Source organism: Neobacillus cucumis (genome assembly GCF_023715505.1).
The window spans coordinates 364,843-389,822 of the sequence record NZ_JAMBOH010000002.1 but is presented as its reverse complement, the minus strand read 5'-3'; the positions used below and the strand labels follow the sequence as shown (position 1 = coordinate 389,822).

Below are 24,980 nucleotides of genomic sequence, written 5' to 3'. Positions count from 1 at the left end.
AGCACTGACCGGTTGAGGTCAGTGCTGTTCTTTTATCCTTTTGCGGGCTTCTTGCTTACTTCTACGCGGGCGTTCCCCATAAATACAATCGTAATCGCAGCGAGAGCAATGGGAATCAATGTTAGTATAAAAGTGTGAGTGATAGAATAAGACATAGCTTGAACAATTTTATCTAAGATAAAATCAGGTATTTTTGCCCGTTCACTTGCCTGGAAAATTTGCCGGGGGTCACCCATTTGAAATGGCTGTCCGCCCCCGCCTTGCATCCCTTTAAAGGCTTCCTTTAATTGATCTGTAAACAGATTACCTTGCAGCGAACCAAAAATGGTTACCCCAAGTGTCATCCCGAAGGAACGTAAAAAGGAATTAGTTGAATTAGCAGTTCCCCGGTATTGCGGCTCCAAATTGTGCATTGAGGCAGTTGGCAGCAAGGAGAAGGAAAAGCCGACCCCAAAACCAACCAAAATCATATAAATCGTTAGTAAATAACGGGCGGTGTCAACCGTCATCGTTCCAAGTAAATACATCCCGGCCACATAGGAAATTATCGATACTATCATCAAATTACGGAAAGACGTTTTTGTTAAAAAGATCCCTCCAATCGAACTTCCTGCCACCGACCCTAACATCATCGGTGTTAAAATTAATCCAGCATTCTTCGCGGTTCCCCCGTAAACGGCTTGAACAAAAATCGGAATAAACACAGTTAAAATGATAAATGTTCCGCCGTATAAGAAGGATAGGATCTGTGAGGTGGCAAACAAACGCCGTCTAAACAGCCAAAGTGGTAAAATCGGTTCTGCCGCCTTAAATTCGGCAATGAAGAAGGCCACAAAAAAGATGAAAAAGCTTGCAAATAAACTGATGATTTGGACAGAATACCAATCATATTCCTTACCGCCTAATTCAAGAGCAAACATGAGACTCACGACCGAAATCACAAGTGTAATCGCACCGAGATAGTCAATTTTTTGTTTAGAATGCTGTAAGGATTCATGATAGTAACGAACAATTAAAATAATCGAAACAATACCAATTGGTACGTTTACATAAAAGACCCAATGCCAGCTAATGTAATCTGTTATATAAGCACCAAGTAATGGTCCAAGAACACTGGAGGCACCAAAAACAGCACCGAGCAGACCTGTCATTTTTCCGCGGTTTTCCGGCGGGAAAATGTCAAATACAATGGTAAAAGCAATCGGCATAAGAGCTCCGCCGCCAATTCCTTGGATGGCCCTGTAAATACTTAACTGAACGATCGATTGGGCTATTCCACAAAGAGCAGATCCAATCAGGAAGACGATTAACCCAAAAAGAAAGAAACGTTTCCGTCCGTACATATCGGATAGCTTTCCGAATATCGGCATCCCTGCCATGACGGCAACCATGTAGGCAGAAGTCACCCAAACAAATTTGTCAAAGCCGCCGAGGTCTGACACGATGGTTCCCATCGCGGTAGCGACAATTGTATTATCCATGGCCGCCATCAAAATAGCGAGCATCAGCCCCGTAACAACGAGCTTTAAATTAGTACCTTGTTTAATCATATCAATCTCCTTTTATTTTTCCGAAATGTAAATAGCGGGATAATCGCGAGTGCTCCTCCTGCGTTTTTTAGTTTTGCTTGATGTTTAAATACCTACTAGTAGGATAAAATTAATTTTATTAATTGGGTTATAGAATTGTCAATTTAATTGTTAGGCTCTGTTAAACGAGATTGTTGTTTTTTATACTCTGTTGATTGGAGCGGAAGGCGCTCGACTCCTGCGGGAGTACGGGGCAGGGGAGACCCCACAGGCGCAAAAGCGCCGAGGAGGCTCCCCGGCACGCCCGCGGAAAGCGAGAGCCTGGAGCGGAAATCAACAGCCAAATTTAACAGGGCCAATTATAAAAAGTGAAGAGCGTTAATTAGAAGGGATGAACATAGAACATGTATCAGCTTAAGGTTAGTAAAGAAAAGGAATTATCTGTTTATGAATTATCTAATGAAACGTTAGGCAGCTGGCTAAGGGTTTCTCCAGAGAGCGGCGGAATTATTACTAGTTTTGGCGTAGAAAACGACGAGATCTTATTTTTAAATAAAGAGACTCTTTATGATCCTAATAAAAATATTAGAGGCGGCATACCGATACTTTTTCCCATATCAGGACAGCTGGAAAATGGGGAATATGAATGGAACGATAAGGTTTACAAAATGAAAAATCACGGTGTAGCCAGGAATCATCCTTGGGAAGTAATCGATACGGAATTAAATGAAACAAAGGCCACGGTTAGTTTACAATTAGTAAGTAATGAAGAAACAATGAAAGAATACCCATTTCAATTTGAAGTCATTTTTAGCTATACGATTACTAAAAATGAGCTATCGATCGGCCAGGTCTATCGGAATACTTCCGATGAGTCCATGCCAATCTACGCGGGTTTTCACCCCTATTTTAAAACATCTAGTAAAGAATTGACCTATCAAACCGATGCGAAGACCTATTTAGATTATAATACGATGGAGGTAAGCCCGTTTAACCATTCCTTGGATTTAACGAATAAAAAGGAATCCTTAGTATTCATGGATAGTAGGAAAAGGAAAATATCATTTGAGCTTCCCGAACTAAGGAAAAGCGTTACCATGAGATATGGAGATGAATTTAAGTATATTGTGTTGTGGACGGAGGCAGAACAAGAATTTATTTGCGTCGAACCATGGATGGCGATGACCGATGAACTCAATCGGAAAGAAGAATTAGTCATGATTGAACCCGGTAAATCACTGCAAACATCATTAGTTATTTCGGTCAAATAGTGAATACATGATATTAGCTAAAAAACCTCCTGAAAAAAGGAGGTTTTTTACTACTATCTCTGAAAGAATTCAACTTTTTCCCCATCAGGACCGTTTACAAAGAAATTACGATACCCGTTTGGAAGGGTATCGACTTGTTCACTAATAAATGAAACATCTAATCCCTTTAAACGCTTAAATTCCTCTTCGATGTCATCGACTAAAAATGCGATATGATTGACTTTCCCTTCCTCTGGAAGATCGGGATTGCCGCCATAAACTAATTCCAATTCCGTTTCATCAGAACCATTGAAACCAAGGAATGCTAAGGTTAGAGCTCCATTATTAATGGTAAACTGATCCTTAAGGTCCATACCAACAATCTCTTGATAAAATGTCAGTGATGCATCTAAGTCTTTAACAAATACGCCAACGTGATCCATCTTTTTAACAGCCATCTTCATTGCTCCTATGCTAATTAAGATTTTAATACATCATGGTCAACATAACGCTCACCATTGATTTCACTAATTACATTAATCGCAACTTTAGCACCGTCGCCAGCTGTTATGATGGTATGTACACTCACACCAGCAACCGTTCCAGCTGCCCAAATGCCATCAATATTGGTTTTTCCAGCTGCATCTACATCTAGGACCGTTTTAATTCTTGGTTCTGTTCCAGGCTTGGTTTTTAGACCAATAGGTTCAGCGAGAGCAGTTAAGGCTCCAGTTGCCACAATGACATGCTTGGCTTGGTATTCGTTTTGGTCGGTTACGACTTTGAAACCTTCTTCATTTTTTTGAACATCAGTTACAGTAGCTTCTACTATTTCTGCACCAAATTTCGTTGCTTGCTTTTTACCGATATCAATCAAATCTGGTCCAGTAATTTCGGAAACTCCATAATGGTTCTCGATCCAAGCACGTTTAGTCATGCTTTTGTCATTGTCGACAACCAAAGTTTTTTTACCAGCTTTAGCTGTAAATAGAGCTGCACTTGCACCTGCAGCACCTGCTCCAATAATAACTACATCAAACATCAAAATCCCTCCAATATTTAGTAATGATTCTAGCTTAGCGTAATTAAAAATGATTGTAAAATGAAGTGCTTACATTTTAGGGGGCTCATGTACATAATAAGTTATGGTTCTTTAAGGGAGAAATTTTTTAAACATTTAATACCCCCTTTAAACCGCTTTCAAAAACGTAATATATAGAAATCAAGGATAGGAGGCGGACATTATGTCGTTAATATCTAAGATACTTTACAAATGGCATATATTAAGAAAAAACTATCATCTACTGTTATTGGATAGTTGTCTAGATTATAGTTTGAAAAATGAAATAACAAAAAAGATTATTTATCATGAGGAAAAAATTAGACAGTTAAATTAATACAAGTAGTAAATCAATTGGATTGTTTTTGTTATTGGATAGCTGGATTGACCTTCAAGTAAAAAGTGGTATTACCGCTCAAAAGTATCTGCAAAAAGCAGATGCTTTTTTTGATACTCTTCTATCATTAGTAATACTCTATAATTAAGTTTATTTAATGAAATGTAGGCTCTTCTTAAAGTGAATCTATGAATTAAAATTGCAACTTTAAGAAAATTAATTTAATAATTGTAGTGTACTTATCTATAGCCTAAAAACAAACGATGAAAAATAGGGGATGACCATGATTGAGATAAAATCACTTGGAGATGTAGCCATCCAAGTATCTTTTGGGAATCAAATTAATGAGGAGATACAAAGGGAAATCCAGCATTTTATTACAGGTCTTCAAACTGCAAAAATAAAGGGGATCATCGAATGGGTGCCTGCCTATTGTACGGTTGTCATTTACTATCAACCAGAGGTCATTAGCTATCACGTTTTAGAAAAAATCCTCAAAAGTAATTTTTCTACCACTGACAAAGTTGAGCGGGAAAAGGGGATCGTCTATGAAATACCTGTTTATTATGGCGGGGAAACAGGTCCTGACTTACCATTCGTGGCCAGTTATCATCGGTTAAGCGAGGAAGAGGTGATAAGACTGCATACAAGTAAGGAATACCTAATTTATATGATGGGATTTGTCCCGGGGTTTCCTTATTTGGGCGGACTGCCGCTAAGTCTCGCGGTTCCAAGACTCGAACATCCACGTCCAAGTGTGAAGGCAGGTGCGGTTGGCATTGGTGGAAATCAAACCGGCATTTATCCCGCTGAGGTCCCGTCCGGCTGGCGCATCATAGGAATCACACCCGTTACCCTGTTTGACGTAAATCGCCCGTCACCGTTTCTTTTCTCAGCAGGAAATTATATTAAATTTTATTCGATTGATATACAAGAGTATAAAAGAATCAAGCAATTAGTTGCCAATAAAACATATAAGCTAAAAACATATAAAAGGGAGAATACGTATGACAGTGATTGATTTGAATAGTGATTTAGGGGAAAGTTTTGGCGCCTTTAAGATTGGTAATGATGAAGAGGTATTAAAGTATATCTCATCTGCAAATATTGCCTGCGGTTATCATGGCGGGGACCACAATGTCATGTTTGAGACCGTCAGACTTGCCAAAAAATATGGGGTCCAAATAGGGGCACATCCTGGCTTTCCAGACTTGGCCGGTTTTGGGAGGAGGGAAATGAAGCTGGCCCCTCGAGAGATTTATCATCTTGTTGTTTATCAAATAGGTGCATTAGATGCTGTATGTAAAGTAAACAGTACCAACCTTGTTCACGTCAAGCCGCATGGTGCTTTGTATAATATGGCGGCCAAGAATCGGGAGATAGCCGATTCCATCGCTCAGGCTATTTTCGACCTGAATCCTCAGCTTGTTTTATTTGCACTTGCCGGCAGTGAATTAGCGAAGGCTGGGGGAGAGAGGGGACTACTCGTTGCAGGGGAAGTGTTTGCCGACCGCACCTACCAGCCAGATGGGACATTAACCTCCCGTCAGGAACCAAATGCCATCATTCATGATTCGGAGATTGCGATAACAAGGGTCATACGGATGATTAAGGAAGGAAAAGTCGAGGCGGTGGATGGCTCAGACATAACGATTCAAGCGGATACCATCTGTGTACATGGAGATGACCCGCAGGCATTAGAATTTGTAACCAAACTAAAGCAGGCTTTTCAACAAGAAAACATCGAGATTAGAAAAAGCTGGCGAAGCGAATGAAGGCTATCTTAAAAGTTTTAAAACCTGGGCTGCAAACAACCGTTCAGGATTATGGCAGATATGGATATCAACAATTTGGAATCAGCCCATCCGGGGCAATGGATTCCTATTCTATGCAAGTGGCGAATATCCTCGTTGGAAATCCTAAGGGAGAAGCTGTACTCGAGGCAGCTTTAATAGGTCCCGAAGTGGAGGCCTTAAGTGATGTTGTAATCGCCATTTGCGGCGGTGATTTTACGCCTAAAGTGGACGGGGAGGAAGTGGACTTGTGGAAAAGCTTTCTCTTACGGAAGGGTCAGGTTCTGACAGTAGGTCACTGTAGACTAGGAGCTCGAACCTATATAGCCATTGGAGGAGGAATTAATGTTCCTCTTGTGTTAGGCAGTAAATCCACCTTTTTAAATGGAAAGTTTGGCGGCTTTGAGGGACGGGCATTGCAGAAGGGGGATGTACTAGCTGGCAACCCTTTAATAAGGAGGCCATATAAAATGCTACATCCGGAATTAGTTCCCCAATATGCAAAAGAAATGACAATTCGGGTGGTTATTGGACCTCATGAGGATCGATTTACGGAGGAAAGTATTCACCGGTTTTTCACGGAGGAATTTGTTGTGACCCATCAAGCCAATCGGATGGGCTATCAGCTGAAAGGCCCGAAAATCGAACACATCGGCGGTCCAGATATCATTTCCGACCCCATCCCGCTAGGCGGAATCCAAGTCCCCGCAAGCGGCCAGCCCATCATCCTCCTCGCCGACCGGCAAACCACCGGCGGCTATACAAGAATCGGGACAGTGATTTCTGCAGATATTCCGGGACTTGCTCAAGCGGTGCCTGACACCGTTATTCACTTTTCCATAGTGTCAGTAGAGGAAGCACAACAGCTTTATGTGGAAAGGCAGCGATTATTAAGGCATTTGCAGCTGGGGGCGGCAAAATAAAAAGAACCATCATTTCCGTCACGGGTTTGATGGCTCTTGTGTTTAAACTGATATAAATGATCTTTTTTTGTTTTGGTTGCTCTTGTTCTCATATCCGTGAAAACAAACGGACTTCTTTTCGCTTCGGGATTCAGATTCCCTTCGCGCGCTAGTTTTTCTCTAAGCCTTTTTGCTTTAGATTTAGCCATAAAAGTCACTCCTCAGATTTGTTTCTTTACATTATATAACAAATCGAGGAGGTTTGTTTAAAAAACTTAAATTTCCTGTGCTTTTCCTTGATGCTGCGCAGTTCCCTTTGCCGAAGCACGTTTCTTCGTATGAAGGAAGTAAAAAAGAACTAATCCGATTAAGATATAAAAGGAACAGAAGAAATATAGAGTGCCATAATCGACTTTTGCTGCAATGATTCCAACGACAAAGGAACCTAACGCAATGCCGGTATCATAGATCGATAAAAACGTTGCAGTGGCCACGCCTCTTTTGCGGGGCTCCGCATCTTGAATCGCAATCGTTTGAAACGTTGGGAAAAGGGTTCCCCAGCCTAAACCAATTAAACCTGCTGATAAAAGGAAGGTAACTGCTCCATTACTTTGGCTCAAAATAAACATGCCAATCGCAAAAAGAGCGATACATGGGAAACTAATCACATTCGGTCCATATTGATCAAGCCATTTTCCAGTGAACGGTCTTGAGGCTAATAAGAGAATCGCATAAACAACAAAGAACATGCTGGCGATGCTTTCTAAGTGAATTTCACTTGCATAAATCGATACAAAGGATAAGAGAGCTGAATAAACAATTGCCATAAAGCCGCCGACAATAGAAATGGGAACAGCAGAAGCCTCAAATAGGTTGCTGAAAGAAAAAGATGAATGAGCTTTCGGTTGAACAGCTGTTTCTGTTTTGGCTTGTTTTACACTTAGTCCTGTAATTAACGCACAAATGGAAACAATCACACTGATGATAAACAAGGTCTTAGCGCCCCATTGATGGATGGCCAATAGACCAATAAATGGACCAATAACCATTGCTAAATTGGTCGACATAACGAAATATCCCATTCCTTCTCCACGTCGAGAGACAGGGATAATATCAGCCACAATTGTACCCACCACTGTCGTCGCCATTCCAAAGCCGATTCCATGTAACAGGCGGATGACTAAAAAACCAACCATGGAGCTAGGGAAGAAATATAACAGTGACGCTGCAGCGAAAATAATTAATGCTGCTAGCAACACCTTCTTATTACCGGCGCGTTCAAGCCATTGACCGGCAAGCGGGCGGGAAATGATCGCCGAAAGTAAGAAGATTGTTGTCATCAGACCTGCCATAGAAGAACTACTATGTAATTCATCAAGTGCGTATGATGGCAGTGTTACGAGCAAGATATAAAAAGATAAAAACAGAAATAGATTGCTAAAGGAAATACTAATAAAGTTTTTTGTCCATAATTTTGGTTTGTTCATGTGATGCACCTCTATTTATAAAATTTGCTGCAGCCAGCTTTTTTGCAGTTTTAGGAATTGTTTACGTGATTCAATAGGGAAGTCTCTCATTAGTTCATGATTGACAGAGTTTACAATATGCTCCCATTTTGGATATTCCTGATTGGCCAATTCTGTTAGTTGGACATGCTTTTCTCGTTTGTCTTTCCCAGGAACTTGAGTGACATATCCTTGTTTAACTAACCGTTGGATGGTTCTCGTGATCGGCGGCGCTTCAACAAATAGGTAATCACAAAGTTCTTTTTGTGTCAGCGATCCTTTATTTTTTAGAACATAGATAACGGCCCACTGGGCACTGTATAATCCTGTTGGTTTTAGTGCTTCATTGAGTCTATTGGTGAGATGTCTTGAAAGCTGGTGTAGGGTATGGAATAATTCGTGGGTTGACATGATTCGCTCCCATTTCTTTATAATTAGTTACCTAGGTAACTATAGTTGAAAAGTGAGATTCTGTCAAGGAAAGAACGTGAATGTGGACGGAAATGTAGATCCGCTGGGATTATGGATGCTTCTGGGAGGAATAAATCCAAAAGTGCGCGGAATTAATTGGGAAAAGGGCGGAATAAATCTGGAATCCAGCGGTAAAAAACAAAGTCTTGGCGGAAAAAAATCAAATTCGGTGGAAATAACCAAAGCAAATCTCCCTGAAAATGAAGCCTTTTAATATAAAAGGAGGATAATGGGCGGAATAAACACAAAAACCGGCGGAATCTGCCACCATAGAAATCCCCATAAAAAAATCCGCAGACAAAAATCCTGCGGATAAAATCATAAATATTAGTTACAATACCATCTTTTCCAAATTTCAGCGGAGTCTAGGCAGCCATCATCATTTCCCCAACTGCCTTTATTATCTTGACACTCATCATCATGATCTCCTCCACCGCCAGAACCTTCTCCATTACACCACTTCAAAAAACTCTCCCACCAATCATCTTCATATCTATTATCATAGTTGTTTTTTTCGAGACTATAATATTGGTAATTATTCTTATAACTATCATTATTAAAGATAGTGAGGAGATAAGAAAGTGAAAATGTTTGAGAAAATCCGCTACTAGAGTTAGATTGTGTAGAATATGTAGAAGCATAGGTAGAAGTAGGAATCACTAATGTACTAAAAACAATCAAAACGAGGGTAAAACTAAGTATTGCCTTCAAAATTCATTACCACCTCCTTTATAGTAAAATAGCATCATATATTCTTAATAAAATATCAATTTGTTTCTTAATAAGAATCATAGTACATTTATATGAGCTTGTAAATGAGTTTAGATTTATTTTTAGGTCGATGGTCATAGAAAAAAGGGTATCCCTCTGTAAACTCGGGATACCCTTAAAAAATTACCTATTCACATTAAAATATCGAGCCTCAGGATGCGCAAATACAATCGCTGATACCGATGCTTCAGGCTCCATCATACAGCCCTCCGTTAACTCAATCCCAATTTCCTCAGGTTGAATCAACTTAAACAGCTTCTTCTGATCTTCTAACTCCGGACATGCCGGGTAACCAAATGAGAAACGCTGCCCTTGATATTTCGCCGTAAAACGATCCTGCATCGTAAAATCAAGCGGATCTGGGAATCCCCAACGATCACGCATCTGGCGGTGAATCAATTCAGAAAAGCCTTCAGCAGACTCAAGCGCCAATGATTGAAGTGCATGGCTTTCAAGGAATCGTCCCTCTGCCTTTAACTCATCTGCCTTTTGGCGAATCCCTCTTCCAGCTGTCACTGTAAAGAAGCCAACATAGTCCATCACACCACTGTCAACAGACTTCAAAAAATCAGCTAAACAAAGGAATGGCGCTGATTCCTGACGAGGGAAATCAAAAGTTTCAATAATGGTAGTTTGATCTTTTGGATCATAGATATATACCTTATTACCATCCGATTGAGCCGGGAAAAATTGATATAACGCTGCAGGCGTAATCCAGTTATTTGCACTAGCATCTGCTAACAACTGATCGACGACTCCCTTAACTTTTAAGGCCTTTTCATCTTTCTCAGCAAGCAGCTTCGAAAGTTTCCCTTTTACCCCAAGATGATGGCCTATTAACATTTGCATATTAATATACGGCTCAATATGAGAAAGAGAATAGGATCTTAAAACATGCCTCTTCGTATCCATCGGCGTAAAGACAGGTACTTCTGTTGACACCGCCGGTTTTACTTTTACCGCAACAGCACTAGCTGCACGGGTTGGTAATTCCCTTGGAATCTCCAATGCTGCCAGCTTTTCTGCTTTATCATCAAGCAGCTTTTGATACTCTTCTGGCGTTTGCAGCTGATTGGCAAGCGATAGACCATTCATTGCATCCTTTGCATAAAGAACAAGTCCATCATATTCCTTGGCAATCCTTGTATCGGTGAACTTACGAGAAAGGGCAGCACCACCAACAAGAATCGGCACAGAAATTCCGGCTTCCTTCATGTCTTGAGCAGTTAATACCATTTGCTGTGCTGATTTTACTAATAAGCCTGACAATCCAACTATATCGGGCTTTTCTTCACGAATCGCTTGCACCAAATCCGTTGGAGTAACCTTAATCCCTAAGTCAACCACGTTATAGCCGTTATTACTTAGTATGATATCTACGAGGTTTTTACCGATATCGTGAACATCACCTTTAACCGTTGCTAAAATAACTTTCCCCTTAGAGGCAGACACATCGCCTTTTTCCATATGAGGCTCTAAGAAGGAAACAGAGGCTTTCATAACCTCCGCACTTTGCAGAACCTCCGCCACAATTAACTGGTTGTCATTAAACAGGCGGCCGACTTCTTTCATGCCGTCCATTAATGGACCGTTAATAATATCCAATGGAGCAGGGTAGGAGGCAAGCGCTAGTTCTAAATCAGGAAGCAAACCTTCTTTTGTTCCTTCAATCACATAGTAAGCAAGTCTTTCCTCTAGTGTCATATTAGGAATGGTTGTTTTGGCTTCCTTCTTTTTCCCGCGGTAAAACTCGGTAAAGGTAGCTAATGTTTCATCCGTTGTATCAAATAACAAAGCCTCTGCTAACTGAACTTCATCCTTTGAGATCGAAGCAAAGCGCTCAAGCTTTTCCGTATTCACAATCGCATAATCCAAGCCAGCCTGTGTACAATGGTAAAGGAAGACCGAATTCAGCACCTCGCGTCCGACAGGAGGAAGACCGAAGGAAACGTTACTAATTCCCAGGATGGTCTGCACTTCCGGCATCGCTTCCTTAATCATCCTAATTCCTTCTACGGTCGCTTTAGCTGAGCCAATATATTGTTCATCCCCTGTACCAACTGGGAATACAAGCGGGTCAAAGATAAGATCCTGAGGCTTCAGTCCATACTTATGAACTAATAGGTCGTGAGAACGTTTGGCAATCTCTAATTTCCGCACTGCAGAAACGCCCATTCCCTCTTCATCAATCGTCCCCACCACGACAGCGGCACCATAACGGTGAATTAACGGAACAATCGCTTCAAAGCGCTCCTCACCATCCTCAAGGTTGATTGAATTGATAATGGCCTTACCTTGAGAATACTTAAGTGCTCTCTCAATAACCTTTTCATCAGTGGAATCAATAACAAGCGGCACTTTCACCTTTTTAACGACTTCTTTAATGAAGTTCTCCATATCAGCCATCTCGTCACGATCGGGGTCGGCAAGGCAGATATCAATAACATGGGCACCGCCCTTTACCTGAGCGCGGGCAACTTCTGACGCTTCTTCAAATTTGCCTTCTGTAATCAATCGTTTGAACTTACGAGAGCCGATAACGTTTGTACGTTCCCCAACCATAATCGGTCTTAATGTAGGATCATCGTAAATGAATGGCTCAATACCAGAAACCATATGGGTGCTGGATGATTGGAACGGACGTGGCTGATATTGCTTCATTGCTTCAGCAATCACCTTGATATGTTCAGGTGTTGTACCACAGCAGCCGCCGACAATATTCAACCAGCCATGTGCCGCAAAATCGGACAATTTTTTCGCCAGTATTTCTGGTGTTTCGTGATAGTGACCATCTTCATCAGGCAAGCCGGCATTTGGATAACAGCTGACAGCCGTTGTTGACAAACCTGCAAGTGAACGAATATGATCCTGCATGAATTCAGGACCGGTCGCACAGTTAAGACCAACAGCGACCGGATTCATGTGCTCCACTGAAATAAAGAACGATTCAATCGTTTGTCCAGCCAGGGTTGTCCCCATCGGTTCGATCGTTCCTGAAATAAAGAGCGGCAGGGTTTTGCCTGTTTTTGAAAAAGCACTTTGAATACCGACAAATCCAGCTTTCACATTAAGCATATCCTGGCTTGTTTCTAGTAAAAGTAAATCAACGCCGCCGTCGATTAAACCAATCGCCTGCTCTTCATAAGTTGCAGAGAGGGCATCGAAGGTGGTTCCACCGGTAACACTTAAGGTTTTGGTCGTCGGACCCATGGAACCTGCTACATAACGCGGCCAATCATCAGTCGAAATGCTCATCGCTTCCCTGACAGCCAGCATCGCAGCAATTTTATTAATCTCATAAGCTTTAAATCCAAGATCATATTCGTCTAATACAAGGCTTGTCGCCCCAAACGTATTCGTTTCAATGATGTCTGCACCGGCCTCTAAGTATTCACGGTGAATACGAGAAATGACGGAAGGAGCCGTTAGAACGAGATGTTCATTACAACCTTCATACTGCTCACCGCCAAAATCCTCTGCTGTAAGATCGGCCTGCTGCAGCATCGTACCCATTGCACCGTCCATGACTAAGATGCGCTTTTTAAGTTGTTCAGAAAATGGTGTTTTCGGCATAGCTGGCCCCCCTAATCTCACTCGCTCGCTGGTTTGCATATGCAGCGAGCTCTGCTGTTAATTCAAACCTTAAGAATGGTGTAATTAAATAAATTCCATTAAATAAATCTAATGCTGCATCAATGAGTGACTTGGTAATCGCAATGCCTTCTCTAGCCGCTTGAAGCGGATTGTCATTCAAGAGAGCCATCCGGTCACGAATGGAATCGGCGATTTTGATCCCAGGCACTTCATTATGAAGAAACTCTGCGTTTTTACTGCCTGTTAATGGCATTAAGCCAATGTAAATCGGTGTATCAAGATGTTTCGTATTTTCATAGACTTCGATTAATTTTTCCTCAGAAAAGACCGGCTGAGAGATAAAGTAATCAGCACCGAATTGAATCTTTTTCTCCAAACGCTTCACGGCTTTCTCAACAGAGCGGACATTCGGATTAAAAGCACCCGCAACACTAAAAGCTGTTTTTTGTCCTAAGTCTTTACCGGAGTAAGACAAGCCTTCGTTCATCTGTTTAATCATTTGAATTAGTTCAAATGACGACACATCATAAACGGATGAGGCACCAGGGAAATCTCCTACTCTAGCAGGGTCTCCCGTAATGGCTAAGATATCATTCATTCCAAGTGTGTGAAGTCCCATTAAGTGAGATTGAAGCCCAATGATATTGCGGTCACGGCAGGCAAGATGAATCAGCGGCCGCATTCCTAACTCACTTTTTAAAAGATAGCCTAAGGATTCATTAGAAATCCGAACGGTTGCCAGTGAATTATCCGCAAGCGTGATCGAATCAATGCCAGCTTTTTTTAGCGCCTTAGCCCCTTCGAAAAACTTCGTTGTATCCAGTTTTCGAGGAGGATCTAATTCGACAATAACCGATGGTCGTTCTTTGACGATTTCCTGCAGGGGAGTGTATTCCCTTTTAGGAGCAATTTCGACAACAATCGGCTTTTGTTTCAATTTTACAACTTTTTCAGTCACAGGGATACTATTCTTTAATTCAGATGCATAGGCGCGAATATGGTCTGGTGTTGTCCCGCAGCAGCCGCCAAGCAAGCGTACGCCTTCGTTTCTAAAGCGTTGCGCCGATTTTTGGAAATAATCGGCATCGCCTTCATAATGAAACTTTCCGTCCGTATAGGTAGGAAGACTGGCGTTTGGATAAGCCGAAAGATAAGCATGCTTCGGAATCTCAACCTGTTCCAATGCTAGTAACATATGGTGAGGACCTAATCGGCAATTCAGCCCGACCACATCGGCGCCAAGGCCTTCCAGCCTTTTTAAAGCTTCATTAACAGGTGTTCTGTCCTGTAAGAAACCAGGGTCCTGAAGGGAAACTTGAGCAATAATCGGCAGCTTCGTTTCCTTCCGTGCAATCGTTAGGACGGTTTCGAGCTCTTCTAAATCGTAAAAGGTTTCGAATAACAGCCCATCAACACCTTCAAGCAAATGGCAATATAATTGTTCACGGAAGCTTCGTTTTAATTCTTCTATTGTAATTGAACTTGTTTTGATCCCGCGGTTGCCGCCAATCGTTCCGAGAACATAAGCATTCGATTGAGCGGCTTTTTTGGCATTTCGGACAGCAGCACTGTTGATTTCCTTCACCGAGTCCTCTAATCCATACCGCTGCAGCTTTAAATAGTTCGCCGCATACGTATGGGTTTGAATGACGTCTGCTCCGGCATCAATATAGGCCCGATGGATGTTCTGAATCTGCTCTGCTTGAGATAAATTGAGTTCTTCTGAACATGTATCCACTCCAAATGAATATAGCAGTGTGCCCATGGCACCATCGCCTATTAAAATTTGGTTTTTTAATTTGTCTAAAAAGGTCATGATGATTCTCCTTGATGTAACACTAAATGTTGAGCACGAACCTCCTCAAGCGCCTGAGAAAAATCTTTAATCAAATCATCTGGATTTTCTAGTCCAACTGATAAACGGACAAGTCCATCCGTAATTCCACGCTGGTGGCGGTCTTCTTTCGACATAGCAGCGTGAGACATTTTTGCCGGATAAGAAAGGATCGATTCAACCGCACCTAAACTTACCGCAAAAACAGGTATTTCTACATTCGCAACAAAGGTGCGAAGGGCATCTTCAGTAGCTAATTCAAATGATAAAACCGCTCCTGGGCCATCTGCTTGTTCTTTTTGAATTTCATATTGCGGGTGGCTTTCCAGCCCAGGATAATGAACCTTTTCAACAAGCGGGTGTGCATCTAAAAATTCCGCGATTTTTATGGCTGATTTTTGTGATTGCTCGAGGCGAACACTCAGCGTCTTGATTCCTCTTAATACAAGCCATGCATCTTGAACACCTAAAATCGCACCAAAACTATTTTGCAAGAATCCTAATCTTTTAGCTAACTCTTCATCTTTGACAACGGCAAGACCCGCCACCACATCACTGTGACCTGCCAAAAATTTCGTTGCACTATGAAGGACAACATCAGCACCTAATGCAAGCGGTTTTTGGTGGTAAGGAGTAAGGAACGTATTATCAACAAATGTCAACGCACCGATTTCATTAGAAATCTCACTAATCGCTCTAATATCTGTAACTTTCATTAAAGGATTTGATGGTGTTTCCACATAGAATGCCTTTGTATTCGGCTGAATCGCTTCTTTTACTTCCTCTAAATTGGTCATATCGACAAAGGTATGTTCAATCCCAAGTCTCGAAAGAACTTGTGTAACCATTCGGAATGTACCGCCGTACACATCCTCTGTAATCACAATATGATCACCAGAAGATAGTAGAAGGAAGGCAGTTGAAATAGCGGCCATCCCTGATGCAAACGCAAATCCTTTCACTCCTCCTTCAAGTTCCGCGATCACTTCTTCAAGTGCTTCACGAGTCGGATTTAAGCTGCGGCCATAATCGTACTTGCCAAACGAATCAAAGTCAGATTGGTGGAAGGTAGAGGCATGCTGAATGGGAACACTTACCGCCCCTGTTACTGGGTCAATTTTATGTTTGTTGTGAAGCAGTCTGGTTTCAAAACTATATTCTTCGTGTGCCATTATGCAATTACCCCTTCCTGTACCTTAGCAAAAGCGTGTTGTAAGTCTTCAATGATATCTTGTGAGTCTTCAATTCCAACCGAGAAACGTAATAAACGATTGCAAACGCCGGCTTGAATGCGAATCTCTTCTGGGATATCCATATGTGTTTGCGTTGCTGGATAAGTAATGAAGCTTTCCGTTCCACCTAAGCTTTCCGCAAAACTAATTAAATTTAAATTCTGTAAGAATGGATTCACCCATGCTTCGTCCTTAATTCTAAAGGAAACCATTCCGCCGCGTCCTGGGTAGAGAACATCTGTTACCGCATCATGCTGTGAAAAGAATTCTACGATGGCCTTTGCATTTTTTTCATGTCGTTCCATTCTTAGGGACAATGTCTTCATTCCGCGCATTAATAGCCAAGAATCAAACGGACTTAAAACCGCTCCGGCACCGTTATGGTGGAAGGCCAATGCTTCACAAATTTCCTTTCCTTTTGCAACAACTAGGCCAGCAAGAACGTCATTATGACCACCAAGGTATTTCGTAGCACTATGGATGACGATATCCGCACCAAGGTTGATTGGCTGTTGTAAAAGCGGTGTATAGAACGTATTGTCCACGATTAACAATAGGCCATGTTGTTTGGCAATCTTTGAAATCGCAGCAATATCTGATTCCTGCATAAGCGGATTGGTTGGTGTTTCTAGGAAAATCGCCTTTGTTTGTGGGGTGATTTTCTTTTCAACTTCTTCCGGACAACAGGTATTTACATATTGAGTCGTTAGGCCCCATTTTTTATAGCCTTTTTCTAATAGGCGGTAAGTACCACCATATAAATCTTCACTAACGATCCATTCGTCACCAGATTCAAATAAAGCAAGGATAAGTTGAATGGCAGCCATACCAGAGCTGCAGGCAAATCCTTGATCCGCATCTTCTAAATCAGCGATCGTTTTTTCAAGGAGCTGGCGCGTTGGATTTCCTGTTCGAGTATAGTCAAATCCAGTAGATTGCCCGATTCCTTCATGACGGAAGGCTGTTGAAAAATATACAGGCGGGTTTACGGTTCCAGTTGTTGTTTCACTGCGGTTGCCGATTTGGGCAAGTTTTGTATCGATTTTGTACATAAGGCACGCTCCTTGTAATAAATAAATGTTTATAATGTTCCACATTAACGCGATTGAGTGATAAAGCTTTTTAATAAATAAAAAAAGTCTCCTTATAAGAAGAAGACTTTTGTATGCACGACGCACCTGTCATTCTTCTTATCTTGCAAATTAGTAAATTTGCAGGACTTAGCACCTTTTCAATGAGAATAGACATTGAAGGTTGCTGAGGTGTCGCAGGGCCCTTCCCTCAACCTCTCTTGATAAGAAAACAATTATTTAGATTATTTATAAAATTTACTACAAATTTCGTGTTATGTCAATTTGTTTTTTTATAATAACTATATCAATGAAGAAACTGGGCGAAAAATCTTTTTAACAAATTATATAAATAGTTAATGGAAAAGTTGTTGACAGAGGTAGGTTATGGATATATGATAGGGTTATAGGTTGTTCTCAATAAAGAACCAAAGTGGGTATTATGTAATATTAATTAGTAGTTGGAATACATAACGTTGATAAAATTATACTATATTTTCGGGAAATTAAATCATAATAAATTTCTTTTAGTTAACTATGGAATTGATGTTCTATTTAGTGAACTTAAATTTCGGTTAAAAGATTGTAAAACTGATGAAATTATGGCAGGAGGAAAAGATGAGCGCTATAGCCGGAATATATCATTTAAACGATGAACCAATCAATCTAGAGCACGGAAACCGGATGATGAAAGAATTAGAAAAATATCCGGCGGATGATATTCAAACTTGGCATAACGACAAAGTCTTTCTTGGCTGCCATGCACAGTGGATTACACCGGAGTCTGTAGGCGAGAAGCTTCCTTATTATGATCATGAGCGGAAATTAGCGATTACGGCTGATGCGATTATTGATAACCGGGAAGAACTGTTTGAAAGATTACAAGTGAAAAAAGAAAGACAGAAACAAATAACTGATAGTGAATTAATCCTACTTTCATATTATAAATGGGGAGAGGACTCTCCGAAATATTTGGTTGGCGATTTTGCTTTTATGATTTGGGATGAGAAAAAGCAACAATTTTTTGGTGCTAGAGATCCGTCAGGATATAGGACACTTTACTACACTTACATTAATTCACGCTTCACTTTCTGTACAACCATAGAACCTCTATTGTCTTTTCCTTATATAGAGAAACAATTAAACGAACACTATATAGCAGAATTTTTAGCGATTACTGGGATGATAGATACAGTAGATGCCCGTATGACTCCTTTTAAAAATATAGAACAAGTTCCGCCATTTCACTCAATATCTGTAGTTAGAAATAAACTTTCCTTAAGAAGGTATGGTGCTTTTACCCCAAGTGAAAAAATAAAACTTAATTCGGACGAAGAATACGTAGAGGCGTTTCAAGAGGTTTTCCAGAAGGCAGTAAACTGCAGGTTGAGAACCTTTCGTGGAATTGGTTCACAATTAAGTGGCGGATTGGATTCCGGTGCTGTAGTAGGATTTGCGGCAAAAGAACTGAAAAAACAAGATAAAACATTACATACATTCAGTTATATTCCACCCAAGGATTTTGTCGACTATACTCATAAGCAATTAATGCCAGACGAACGTCCGTTTATTAAGAAAACAGTTGAATATGTAGGAGGAATCTCGGATCATTATTATGATTTTGAGGGTAGGAGTTCTTATTCCGAAATAGATGACTATCTTGATGTGATGGAAATGCCGTATAAATTTGCGGAAAACTCTTTCTGGTTAAGGGGGATTTTTGAAAAAGCTCACGAAAAAGGAGTTGGTATTCTATTAAATGGTGATAAAGGTAATTCGACAATTTCTTGGGGATCTGCACTAGATTATTATGCGGTTCTATTAAAGCGGTTGAAGTGGATACAACTTGTTAAAGAATTACATCAATATAGTATGAAAACAGGCGGAGCTAGATTTCGGTTGCTTCCTCATATTGTTAGAAAAGGATTTCCAATTATAAATCAAATGACAGCTAGGGATAGTGAGGAAGAACCTCCTACACTTATCAGTCCAGAACTCGCGGAGAGAACTGATGTATTTTCAAAGTTAAAAGAGTATGGAATTGATCATTCCGGCTGGTTAACCTCACAAAATATTTATGAGCAAAGAAGAATCGTATTCGAAGATTTATGTACTTGGAATTCTGGAAGTACTTTTAATTCAAAGCTTTCATTACGTTATAAACTCTGGAAAAGAGACCCTACAAATGATCTTCGGGTGGTTCGTTACTGCTTTTCGGTTCCTGAAGAACAGTTTGTTCAGAACGGGTTAGATCGAGCACTGATTCGAAGAGCAACAGAAAATGTGCTTCCGGAACAGATTAGACTAAACCAACGTGTCTGGGGGATCCAAGGAGCTGATTGGCTCCATCGTATGGTTCCAAATTGGAACATGCTTATTGAAGAAATTAAGGAACTTATTAAGAATAAAAGCGTAGTTGGATTTTTTAATGAAGAGGTAATTAATTCTGCATTGATCAAAAGTGAAAAGGGCCCTAGGATAGAAAGTATGTCTGACCCTGACTATAGAATTTTAATGAGATCAGTGATAGTGTACCGCTTAATTAAGAAATACTTTGAAAGGGGGTGATTAAATGAAAAAAGAGTGGCAAAAACCTACATTAGAAGTGTTAGATGTTAAGATGACGATGCATAATGTTTCTGGAAGTAAATATGATGCCGACTGGTCCAATGGTCAGCCAATCCCAACAGATCCAATTACACATCAGCATATGGACTCAAAAAGCTAATTGAAGAAGAGCCAATCGATAATTTTTGTGATTAAGTTAATGTGTATGTACTATTAAATATGAAGTACATATTTAACGATTGAACATTGGTTCAACTTACATAAAAAGCCCTTATATAGAAATAGGATATAAGGGCTTTTTATATCATCAGTGATTTAATGGAGTGAAAAGTATGAAGATAGTTGCAAATGAAGTAGTTTATAATGCTTTTGGCTTTTCAATTAAAAGTAAAATCCCTTTTCCTGAATTACTGATTGACAGTAATAAACTGAGATCAATAGATATAGAAATTGAAATAAAGGATTTATCTGATATATGGTTAGCGTTATCTGAACCACAAAGTACTCTTGTCGTGAATGAAACTTTAGTGATGTTCAAGGTTCAGGATATCGCTATATTTCTAATAGAAGAGGGAAGACGAATCATTGTATCACCTATAAATGAATATAAAGAAGATGTTATTAGACTTTACCTATTGGGGAGTTGCATGGGAGCTATTCTGATGCAACGAGGTATCTTTCCTTTACATGGGAGTGCAGTCTCTATAAATGGAAAAGCCTACGCCGTTATTGGTGACTCAGGGGCAGGAAAGTCAACGCTAGCATCAGCATTTCTACATCAAGGATATCAATTGTTAACAGATGATATTATTGGTGTTTATTTTACAGAAGATGATGTACCAATGGTCATTCCGTCGTATCCCCAACAGAAACTGTGGCAGCAAAGCTTAAAGGAATTTGGAATAGATAATAGGAAATTTAAGCCTATTTATCAACGAGAAACTAAGTTTGCTATCCCAATTAACCACAAATTCACATCCACACCCCAACCCTTGGGAGGTTTATTTGAATTAGTTATTAACAATAAGGAACAAATTGAGTTTAGTGTAATTGAAGGTCTATCACGTTTGCAGACACTTTTCATTCACACTTATCGAAATTTACTTATTAAAAATCTAGGCCTTAGTGAATGGCATTTTACAAAATCAACCAAGTTAGTTAATCAGATTAACATGTACCAGTTAAGTAGACCCCAGACTGCTTTTACCGCAGATAACTTAGTATCAATAATACTAAGTTGTATAAACGAGGAGAAGAGAAAATGAAAATGTTAAGTACAAATAATTTTACGATGGAAACAACGATTGTGCAAAGCCCTGGAAACATTATTAGTGATATGGGCGGAGAAACAGTGATGATGAGTATTGATAATGGAAAATATTATAATTTGGGTTCGGTTGGTGGATATATTTGGAGTAATATAGAAAAACCTATTTCTATTAATCAATTAATATTAACACTAACAAGAGAGTTTAATGTTGAGACTAGTAAGTGCCAAAAAGAAGTAATGCCTTTTATAGAATTGTTATTAAATGAGAAATTAATAAGTATAGAAAAGGCTTAATTGCTTAGATAGTAAGGAAGGATTTGTAAAAGGTGAGAAAGATACGTTTATTTATCACTTCAGATATAGAAATGAAAAGATTACTTGTCGAAGCGTATATTCTATTAGGGTGGGCACGCATACTAAAATCCTTTCCTTTTAATAAAGTTTCTCCTCTTCTAGGCTCTCAAATGTGTGAAACAACCTATGAAATTGATCAGAATAAAATAAAAATAGCAAAACAAGTTTCACATGCCATCCATATTATGAGTAAATATACTTTTTGGGAAAGCCAATGTTTGATAAAAGCTATTGCTGCAATGAAAATGCTCGATCGACGCAAAATGGATAGTACCTTATATTTAGGAACTGCCAAAGATGAGAAAGGTGCAATGATTGCTCATGCTTGGTTAAGATGTGGCCCACTATATTTGACTGGCGCAAGGGAAATGAAAAGGTTTGTAATTGTTTGCAAATTTGCAAAAGAGAGTCGAGGAATTTATTAATTAAGGAGTAATAACAGTGAACAAATTTATTCTCGACATGAGGGATGTTTCTAAAGAATTGATTCTAATACTTGAAATGTTAAAAGATAATAATGAAGACTCATTAAAGAAATATATAGAAGCAGAGTACAAAAACATTGATTGGAAATTGTTTCTTGATTTGTTGTTACATCATAGAGTGTATCCTATACTTGCTTCCAAACTTCAACGATATGATGAAAAGTTAATTCCTCAATTTGTTATCCAATCAGTTAGTGGATTCTATAAGAGAAATGTTTTTAAAATGCTCCAACTGAGTGGTGAAATGAATGAATTAGCAAAACTGTTTAATATAAATGGTATTAAAGCTATTTTTCTAAAAGGCCCTATGCTCGGTAATGAAATTTATGGGGATATGTCTCTAAGAACGTGTGGGGATTTGGATTTACTTATACCCATTGATGATTTAGAGAAAATGCATAATCTTTTAGAACTGAAGGGTTATATAAAAGATGATTACATACAGACAGTCTTAGAGGATTGGAAATGGCGACACCATCATGTAACATATTACCATTCCTGCAATAATATGAAGATAGAAATTCATTGGAGATTACATCCTGGCCCTGGGAAGGAACCATTATTCAACGAATTATGGGAGCGTAAAAGAGAATTAAAGTTTTCAAATAATCCAATCTATATGTTAGGTAGGGAGGATTTATTTTTATTTCTAGTTTCACACGGTGCAAGACACGGGTGGTCACGTCTACGTTGGCTCAACGATATTTGTGGAATGATTGAACAAGGGATAGATTGGCAAAAAATTGACTCTCTTTTAAAAAATCACAACAATTTTCATGTTGTAGGACAATGCATTATTTTGTCTTCCCAACTATTAGATGTCGCTGAAACAAAAGAAACTCATCGATATATTAATAATCAAAAATCAAAATCACTAGCTCAGGATGCAATTTTTTATATAAAAAAAATGATTAATTTGCATAATGATATGTTACCAAAAGATGTTTATTTATATCATAGAAAACATTTATATAGGTTAATGTCTCGTCAGCAAAAGGTATTATATATACTAAGTTATTTATACCCGTACCATATCGACGTAGTTACTTTACCACTACCCAAAAAACTTCATTCTCTATATTTTTTATTAAGACCTTTTTTATGCTTGTGGAGGAAGGCTAGAAAGCAAGAACTTTCCTTGGAGGAACCGAAATGAAAGAAGCAATGCATTTTTTAAAGCTTATCCATTCTTTTTCAGGGAAAATCTTATATATTAACCTCTTCGCTATGATTATAATTAGCTTATTTGAAGGCGTAGGTATTTATTTGCTACTTCCCTTAATTAATGTAACGAAAATTATAGACCTAAAAATTCATGATAGTTACTTAAATAGAAAAATTCTTTTCATTTTTGATAGTATTCCTCAGACAATTGCCCTTACTATAATCTTAGCTATATTTGTTTTCGTCATCATAAGCCAAAGTTTCTTTCAAAGGAATCAAACTATTTTAAATACAAAAATTCAACAAGGCTTTGCGCGTAAAATAAGGGAAGAAACACATAAATTAATATTATTGGCTAATTGGGGATTTTTCTTGAAAAATCGAAAGTCTGACCTTATTAATTCAATGATTATGGAAACAGGACGCGTAAGTGGAGGAGTAAATCTATTACTAAATTTCCTATCATCCATTGTATTTACACTTATTCAAATTGGAATTGCCTGCATATTTTCGGTAAAGATGACCATCTTTGTAACTACATTTGGACTAGTATTAGTTTTTTTCTTACGAAAGTTCATTAAACAAAATAATAAATTAGGTAAGGATAATATTGAATTATCACAAACATACATGGCGGGAATATCTGAACATATTAATGGTATTAAAGATATAAAGAGTAATAATTTAGAGGAGAAGCACATTTCATGGTTTAAAAGACTAAATGAAAAAATGGAAGAAAACGTAATTAGAACTGCGGATTTAAAAACAAGAACTACCTTTATTTATAAAGTTGTATCAGCATGTTTGATTGGTATCTTTGTATTTCTATCTATAAAACTGTTTAAAGGGCAGTCTGCTTCTTTAGTGTTAATTCTTATTATATTCTCCAGAATATGGCCGAGAATTACTGGAATCCAGTCTAATTTGGAACAGATTGGTTCAGTTTTGCCTTCTTTTAAAAATCTTCTTAATTTGCAAAAGGAATGTTTAGAGTACCGAGAAATTAATGAAAAAATGATTCATGATGTAAAACCAATGGAAATTAATAAAGGGCTAGAATGTAAAAACGTGTATTTTAAATATAATATAGTAGAGAAAGAATATGCATTAAGTAATGTTAACCTACAATTTCCCGTTAATCGCATGACAGCTATTGTAGGCCCTTCTGGAGCTGGAAAAAGCACATTAATAGATCTCTTAATGGGTCTTAACCAGCCTGGAAGAGGGGAAGTATTAATTGATGGAGCACCTTTAAACAATGAAATTGTCCTATCATTTAGAAATTCACTCAGTTATGTGCCGCAAGATCCATTCTTGTTTAATACTACTATTCGAGGAAATTTATTACTCATAGATCAAAAGGCAAGTGAGGAACAAATTTGGGAAGCCTTACGGTTTGCTGCAGCTGAAGATTTCGTTAAAAAGTTACCTAGCGGACTAGATACACTAATAGGGGATAGGGGGATAAAACTTTCTGGAGGAGAAAGGCAAAGGCTTGTTCTAGCACGAGCAATATTACGTAAACCATCAATTTTGATTTTAGATGAGGCAACAAGTGCTCTGGATACGGAAAACGAATCAAAGATTCAAGAAGCACTTGAAAGGCTTAAAGGAACCATGACTATTATTGTTATAGCACATCGCCTATCAACCATTAGAAATGCAGATCAGGTAGTTGTACTTAATCAGGGAGAGGTTATCCAACAAGGGCAGTTTAATCAGTTGGCTAAAGAAAAAAGAGGGATGTTCAGCCTTTTGCTTAAGAAACAATTAGAGGTAAGTGGTTAGTTT

The 24,980-nt window shown here is 39.1% G+C and carries 23 protein-coding genes and 1 riboswitch; of the genes, 12 read left to right on the top strand and 11 right to left on the bottom strand.

Annotation, left to right across the window (positions count from 1 at the left end):
- Positions 1 to 32: 32 nt before the first annotated feature.
- Complete coding sequence (locus M3226_RS04450) at positions 33 to 1,550, bottom strand: MDR family MFS transporter (protein WP_251562976.1); 1,518 nt, start codon at positions 1,548 to 1,550, stop codon at positions 33 to 35.
- A gap of 383 nt (positions 1,551 to 1,933) precedes the next feature.
- Between M3226_RS04450 and M3226_RS04445 the strand changes: the two genes are divergently transcribed.
- Entirely contained in the window at positions 1,934 to 2,800 is an 867-nt protein-coding gene (locus M3226_RS04445; protein WP_251562975.1) for an aldose epimerase family protein, read from the top strand.
- A 53-nt stretch (positions 2,801 to 2,853) separates the two neighbouring features.
- Here M3226_RS04445 and M3226_RS04440 read toward each other — a convergent pair whose 3' ends face one another.
- The gene (locus tag M3226_RS04440; RefSeq protein ID WP_251562973.1) at positions 2,854 to 3,237 is read right to left on the bottom strand and encodes a VOC family protein; all 384 of its coding nucleotides are present in this window, start codon (positions 3,235 to 3,237) and stop codon (positions 2,854 to 2,856) included.
- A 20-nt stretch (positions 3,238 to 3,257) separates the two neighbouring features.
- Positions 3,258 to 3,821 (bottom strand): FAD-dependent oxidoreductase, encoded by a 564-nt coding sequence (locus tag M3226_RS04435; protein WP_251562971.1) that lies wholly within the window; start codon positions 3,819 to 3,821, stop codon positions 3,258 to 3,260.
- Between the two features lie 638 nt (positions 3,822 to 4,459).
- On the opposite strand from M3226_RS04435, the gene pxpB reads away from it, so the two are divergent.
- The 3 genes from pxpB to M3226_RS04420 are packed head-to-tail and all read left to right on the top strand — an operon-like array spanning position 4,460 to position 6,892.
- Positions 4,460 to 5,197 carry a 5-oxoprolinase subunit PxpB gene (pxpB, locus tag M3226_RS04430; protein ID WP_251562969.1) on the top strand — a complete coding sequence of 246 codons (738 nt, stop codon included), beginning with the start codon at positions 4,460 to 4,462 and terminating at the stop codon, positions 5,195 to 5,197.
- On the top strand, positions 5,184 to 5,951 hold the full coding sequence (locus M3226_RS04425) for a LamB/YcsF family protein (RefSeq protein WP_251562967.1): 768 nt from the start codon (positions 5,184 to 5,186) through the stop codon (positions 5,949 to 5,951). Before pxpB ends, M3226_RS04425 begins: the two co-directional genes overlap by 14 nt.
- Positions 5,948 to 6,892, top strand: coding sequence for a 5-oxoprolinase subunit C family protein (locus tag M3226_RS04420; RefSeq protein ID WP_251562965.1), 945 nt, complete (start codon positions 5,948 to 5,950; stop codon positions 6,890 to 6,892). The genes M3226_RS04425 and M3226_RS04420 overlap by 4 nt, the downstream gene beginning before the upstream one ends.
- Here the strand turns inward: M3226_RS04420 and M3226_RS04415 are convergent.
- The 3 genes from M3226_RS04415 to M3226_RS04405 all read right to left on the bottom strand — a co-directional run bounded on the left by M3226_RS04415 (position 6,838) and on the right by M3226_RS04405 (position 8,787).
- Positions 6,838 to 7,080, bottom strand: coding sequence for a hypothetical protein (locus M3226_RS04415; RefSeq protein ID WP_251562963.1), 243 nt, complete (start codon positions 7,078 to 7,080; stop codon positions 6,838 to 6,840). The two genes, M3226_RS04420 and M3226_RS04415, sit on opposite strands and share 55 nt — an antisense overlap.
- Positions 7,081 to 7,146: 66 nt before the next feature.
- Entirely contained in the window at positions 7,147 to 8,358 is a 1,212-nt protein-coding gene (locus tag M3226_RS04410; protein ID WP_251562961.1) for an MFS transporter, read from the bottom strand.
- 15 nt (positions 8,359 to 8,373) lie between these two features.
- A complete protein-coding gene (locus tag M3226_RS04405; RefSeq protein ID WP_251562959.1) occupies positions 8,374 to 8,787 on the bottom strand; it encodes a MarR family winged helix-turn-helix transcriptional regulator in 414 nt (137 codons plus the stop codon).
- Between the two features lie 82 nt (positions 8,788 to 8,869).
- Between M3226_RS04405 and M3226_RS04400 the strand changes: the two genes are divergently transcribed.
- A complete protein-coding gene (locus M3226_RS04400; RefSeq protein ID WP_251562957.1) occupies positions 8,870 to 9,061 on the top strand; it encodes a hypothetical protein in 192 nt (63 codons plus the stop codon).
- Positions 9,062 to 9,174: 113 nt separating this feature from the next.
- On the opposite strand, the gene M3226_RS04395 is transcribed toward M3226_RS04400, so the two are convergent.
- The 5 genes from M3226_RS04395 to M3226_RS04375 form a co-directional block, all read right to left on the bottom strand.
- Positions 9,175 to 9,558: a hypothetical protein gene (locus tag M3226_RS04395; protein ID WP_251562955.1), complete on the bottom strand. Its 384-nt coding sequence runs from the start codon at positions 9,556 to 9,558 to the stop codon at positions 9,175 to 9,177.
- A gap of 183 nt (positions 9,559 to 9,741) precedes the next feature.
- Positions 9,742 to 13,191 (bottom strand): methionine synthase, encoded by a 3,450-nt coding sequence (metH, locus tag M3226_RS04390; protein ID WP_251562953.1) that lies wholly within the window; start codon positions 13,189 to 13,191, stop codon positions 9,742 to 9,744.
- Positions 13,169 to 15,028: a bifunctional homocysteine S-methyltransferase/methylenetetrahydrofolate reductase gene (locus tag M3226_RS04385; RefSeq protein WP_251562951.1), complete on the bottom strand. Its 1,860-nt coding sequence runs from the start codon at positions 15,026 to 15,028 to the stop codon at positions 13,169 to 13,171. Before M3226_RS04385 ends, metH begins: the two co-directional genes overlap by 23 nt.
- Complete coding sequence (metC, locus tag M3226_RS04380) at positions 15,025 to 16,218, bottom strand: cystathionine beta-lyase (protein WP_251562948.1); 1,194 nt, start codon at positions 16,216 to 16,218, stop codon at positions 15,025 to 15,027. The genes M3226_RS04385 and metC overlap by 4 nt, the downstream gene beginning before the upstream one ends.
- Positions 16,218 to 17,330 carry a methionine biosynthesis PLP-dependent protein gene (locus M3226_RS04375; RefSeq protein WP_251562946.1) on the bottom strand — a complete coding sequence of 371 codons (1,113 nt, stop codon included), beginning with the start codon at positions 17,328 to 17,330 and terminating at the stop codon, positions 16,218 to 16,220. The genes metC and M3226_RS04375 overlap by 1 nt, the downstream gene beginning before the upstream one ends.
- A gap of 135 nt (positions 17,331 to 17,465) precedes the next feature.
- Positions 17,466 to 17,579: riboswitch (SAM riboswitch) on the bottom strand.
- Between the two features lie 387 nt (positions 17,580 to 17,966).
- Between M3226_RS04375 and M3226_RS04370 the strand changes: the two genes are divergently transcribed.
- The 7 genes from M3226_RS04370 to M3226_RS04340 all read left to right on the top strand — a co-directional run bounded on the left by M3226_RS04370 (position 17,967) and on the right by M3226_RS04340 (position 24,977).
- Positions 17,967 to 19,916: a lasso peptide isopeptide bond-forming cyclase gene (locus M3226_RS04370; RefSeq protein WP_251562944.1), complete on the top strand. Its 1,950-nt coding sequence runs from the start codon at positions 17,967 to 17,969 to the stop codon at positions 19,914 to 19,916.
- 4 nt (positions 19,917 to 19,920) lie between these two features.
- Positions 19,921 to 20,076 carry a paeninodin family lasso peptide gene (locus tag M3226_RS04365; protein WP_144566357.1) on the top strand — a complete coding sequence of 52 codons (156 nt, stop codon included), beginning with the start codon at positions 19,921 to 19,923 and terminating at the stop codon, positions 20,074 to 20,076.
- A gap of 172 nt (positions 20,077 to 20,248) precedes the next feature.
- Positions 20,249 to 21,181: an aldolase gene (locus M3226_RS04360; protein WP_251562942.1), complete on the top strand. Its 933-nt coding sequence runs from the start codon at positions 20,249 to 20,251 to the stop codon at positions 21,179 to 21,181.
- Complete coding sequence (locus tag M3226_RS04355; protein ID WP_251562940.1) at positions 21,178 to 21,480, top strand: lasso peptide biosynthesis PqqD family chaperone; 303 nt, start codon at positions 21,178 to 21,180, stop codon at positions 21,478 to 21,480. Before M3226_RS04360 ends, M3226_RS04355 begins: the two co-directional genes overlap by 4 nt.
- A 71-nt stretch (positions 21,481 to 21,551) precedes the next feature.
- Complete coding sequence (locus M3226_RS04350) at positions 21,552 to 21,965, top strand: lasso peptide biosynthesis B2 protein (protein ID WP_251563237.1); 414 nt, start codon at positions 21,552 to 21,554, stop codon at positions 21,963 to 21,965.
- A gap of 37 nt (positions 21,966 to 22,002) precedes the next feature.
- Positions 22,003 to 23,181, top strand: coding sequence for a nucleotidyltransferase domain-containing protein (locus M3226_RS04345; RefSeq protein ID WP_251563236.1), 1,179 nt, complete (start codon positions 22,003 to 22,005; stop codon positions 23,179 to 23,181).
- Positions 23,178 to 24,977 (top strand): ABC transporter ATP-binding protein, encoded by a 1,800-nt coding sequence (locus tag M3226_RS04340; protein WP_251562938.1) that lies wholly within the window; start codon positions 23,178 to 23,180, stop codon positions 24,975 to 24,977. Before M3226_RS04345 ends, M3226_RS04340 begins: the two co-directional genes overlap by 4 nt.
- Positions 24,978 to 24,980: the final 3 nt, after the last annotated feature.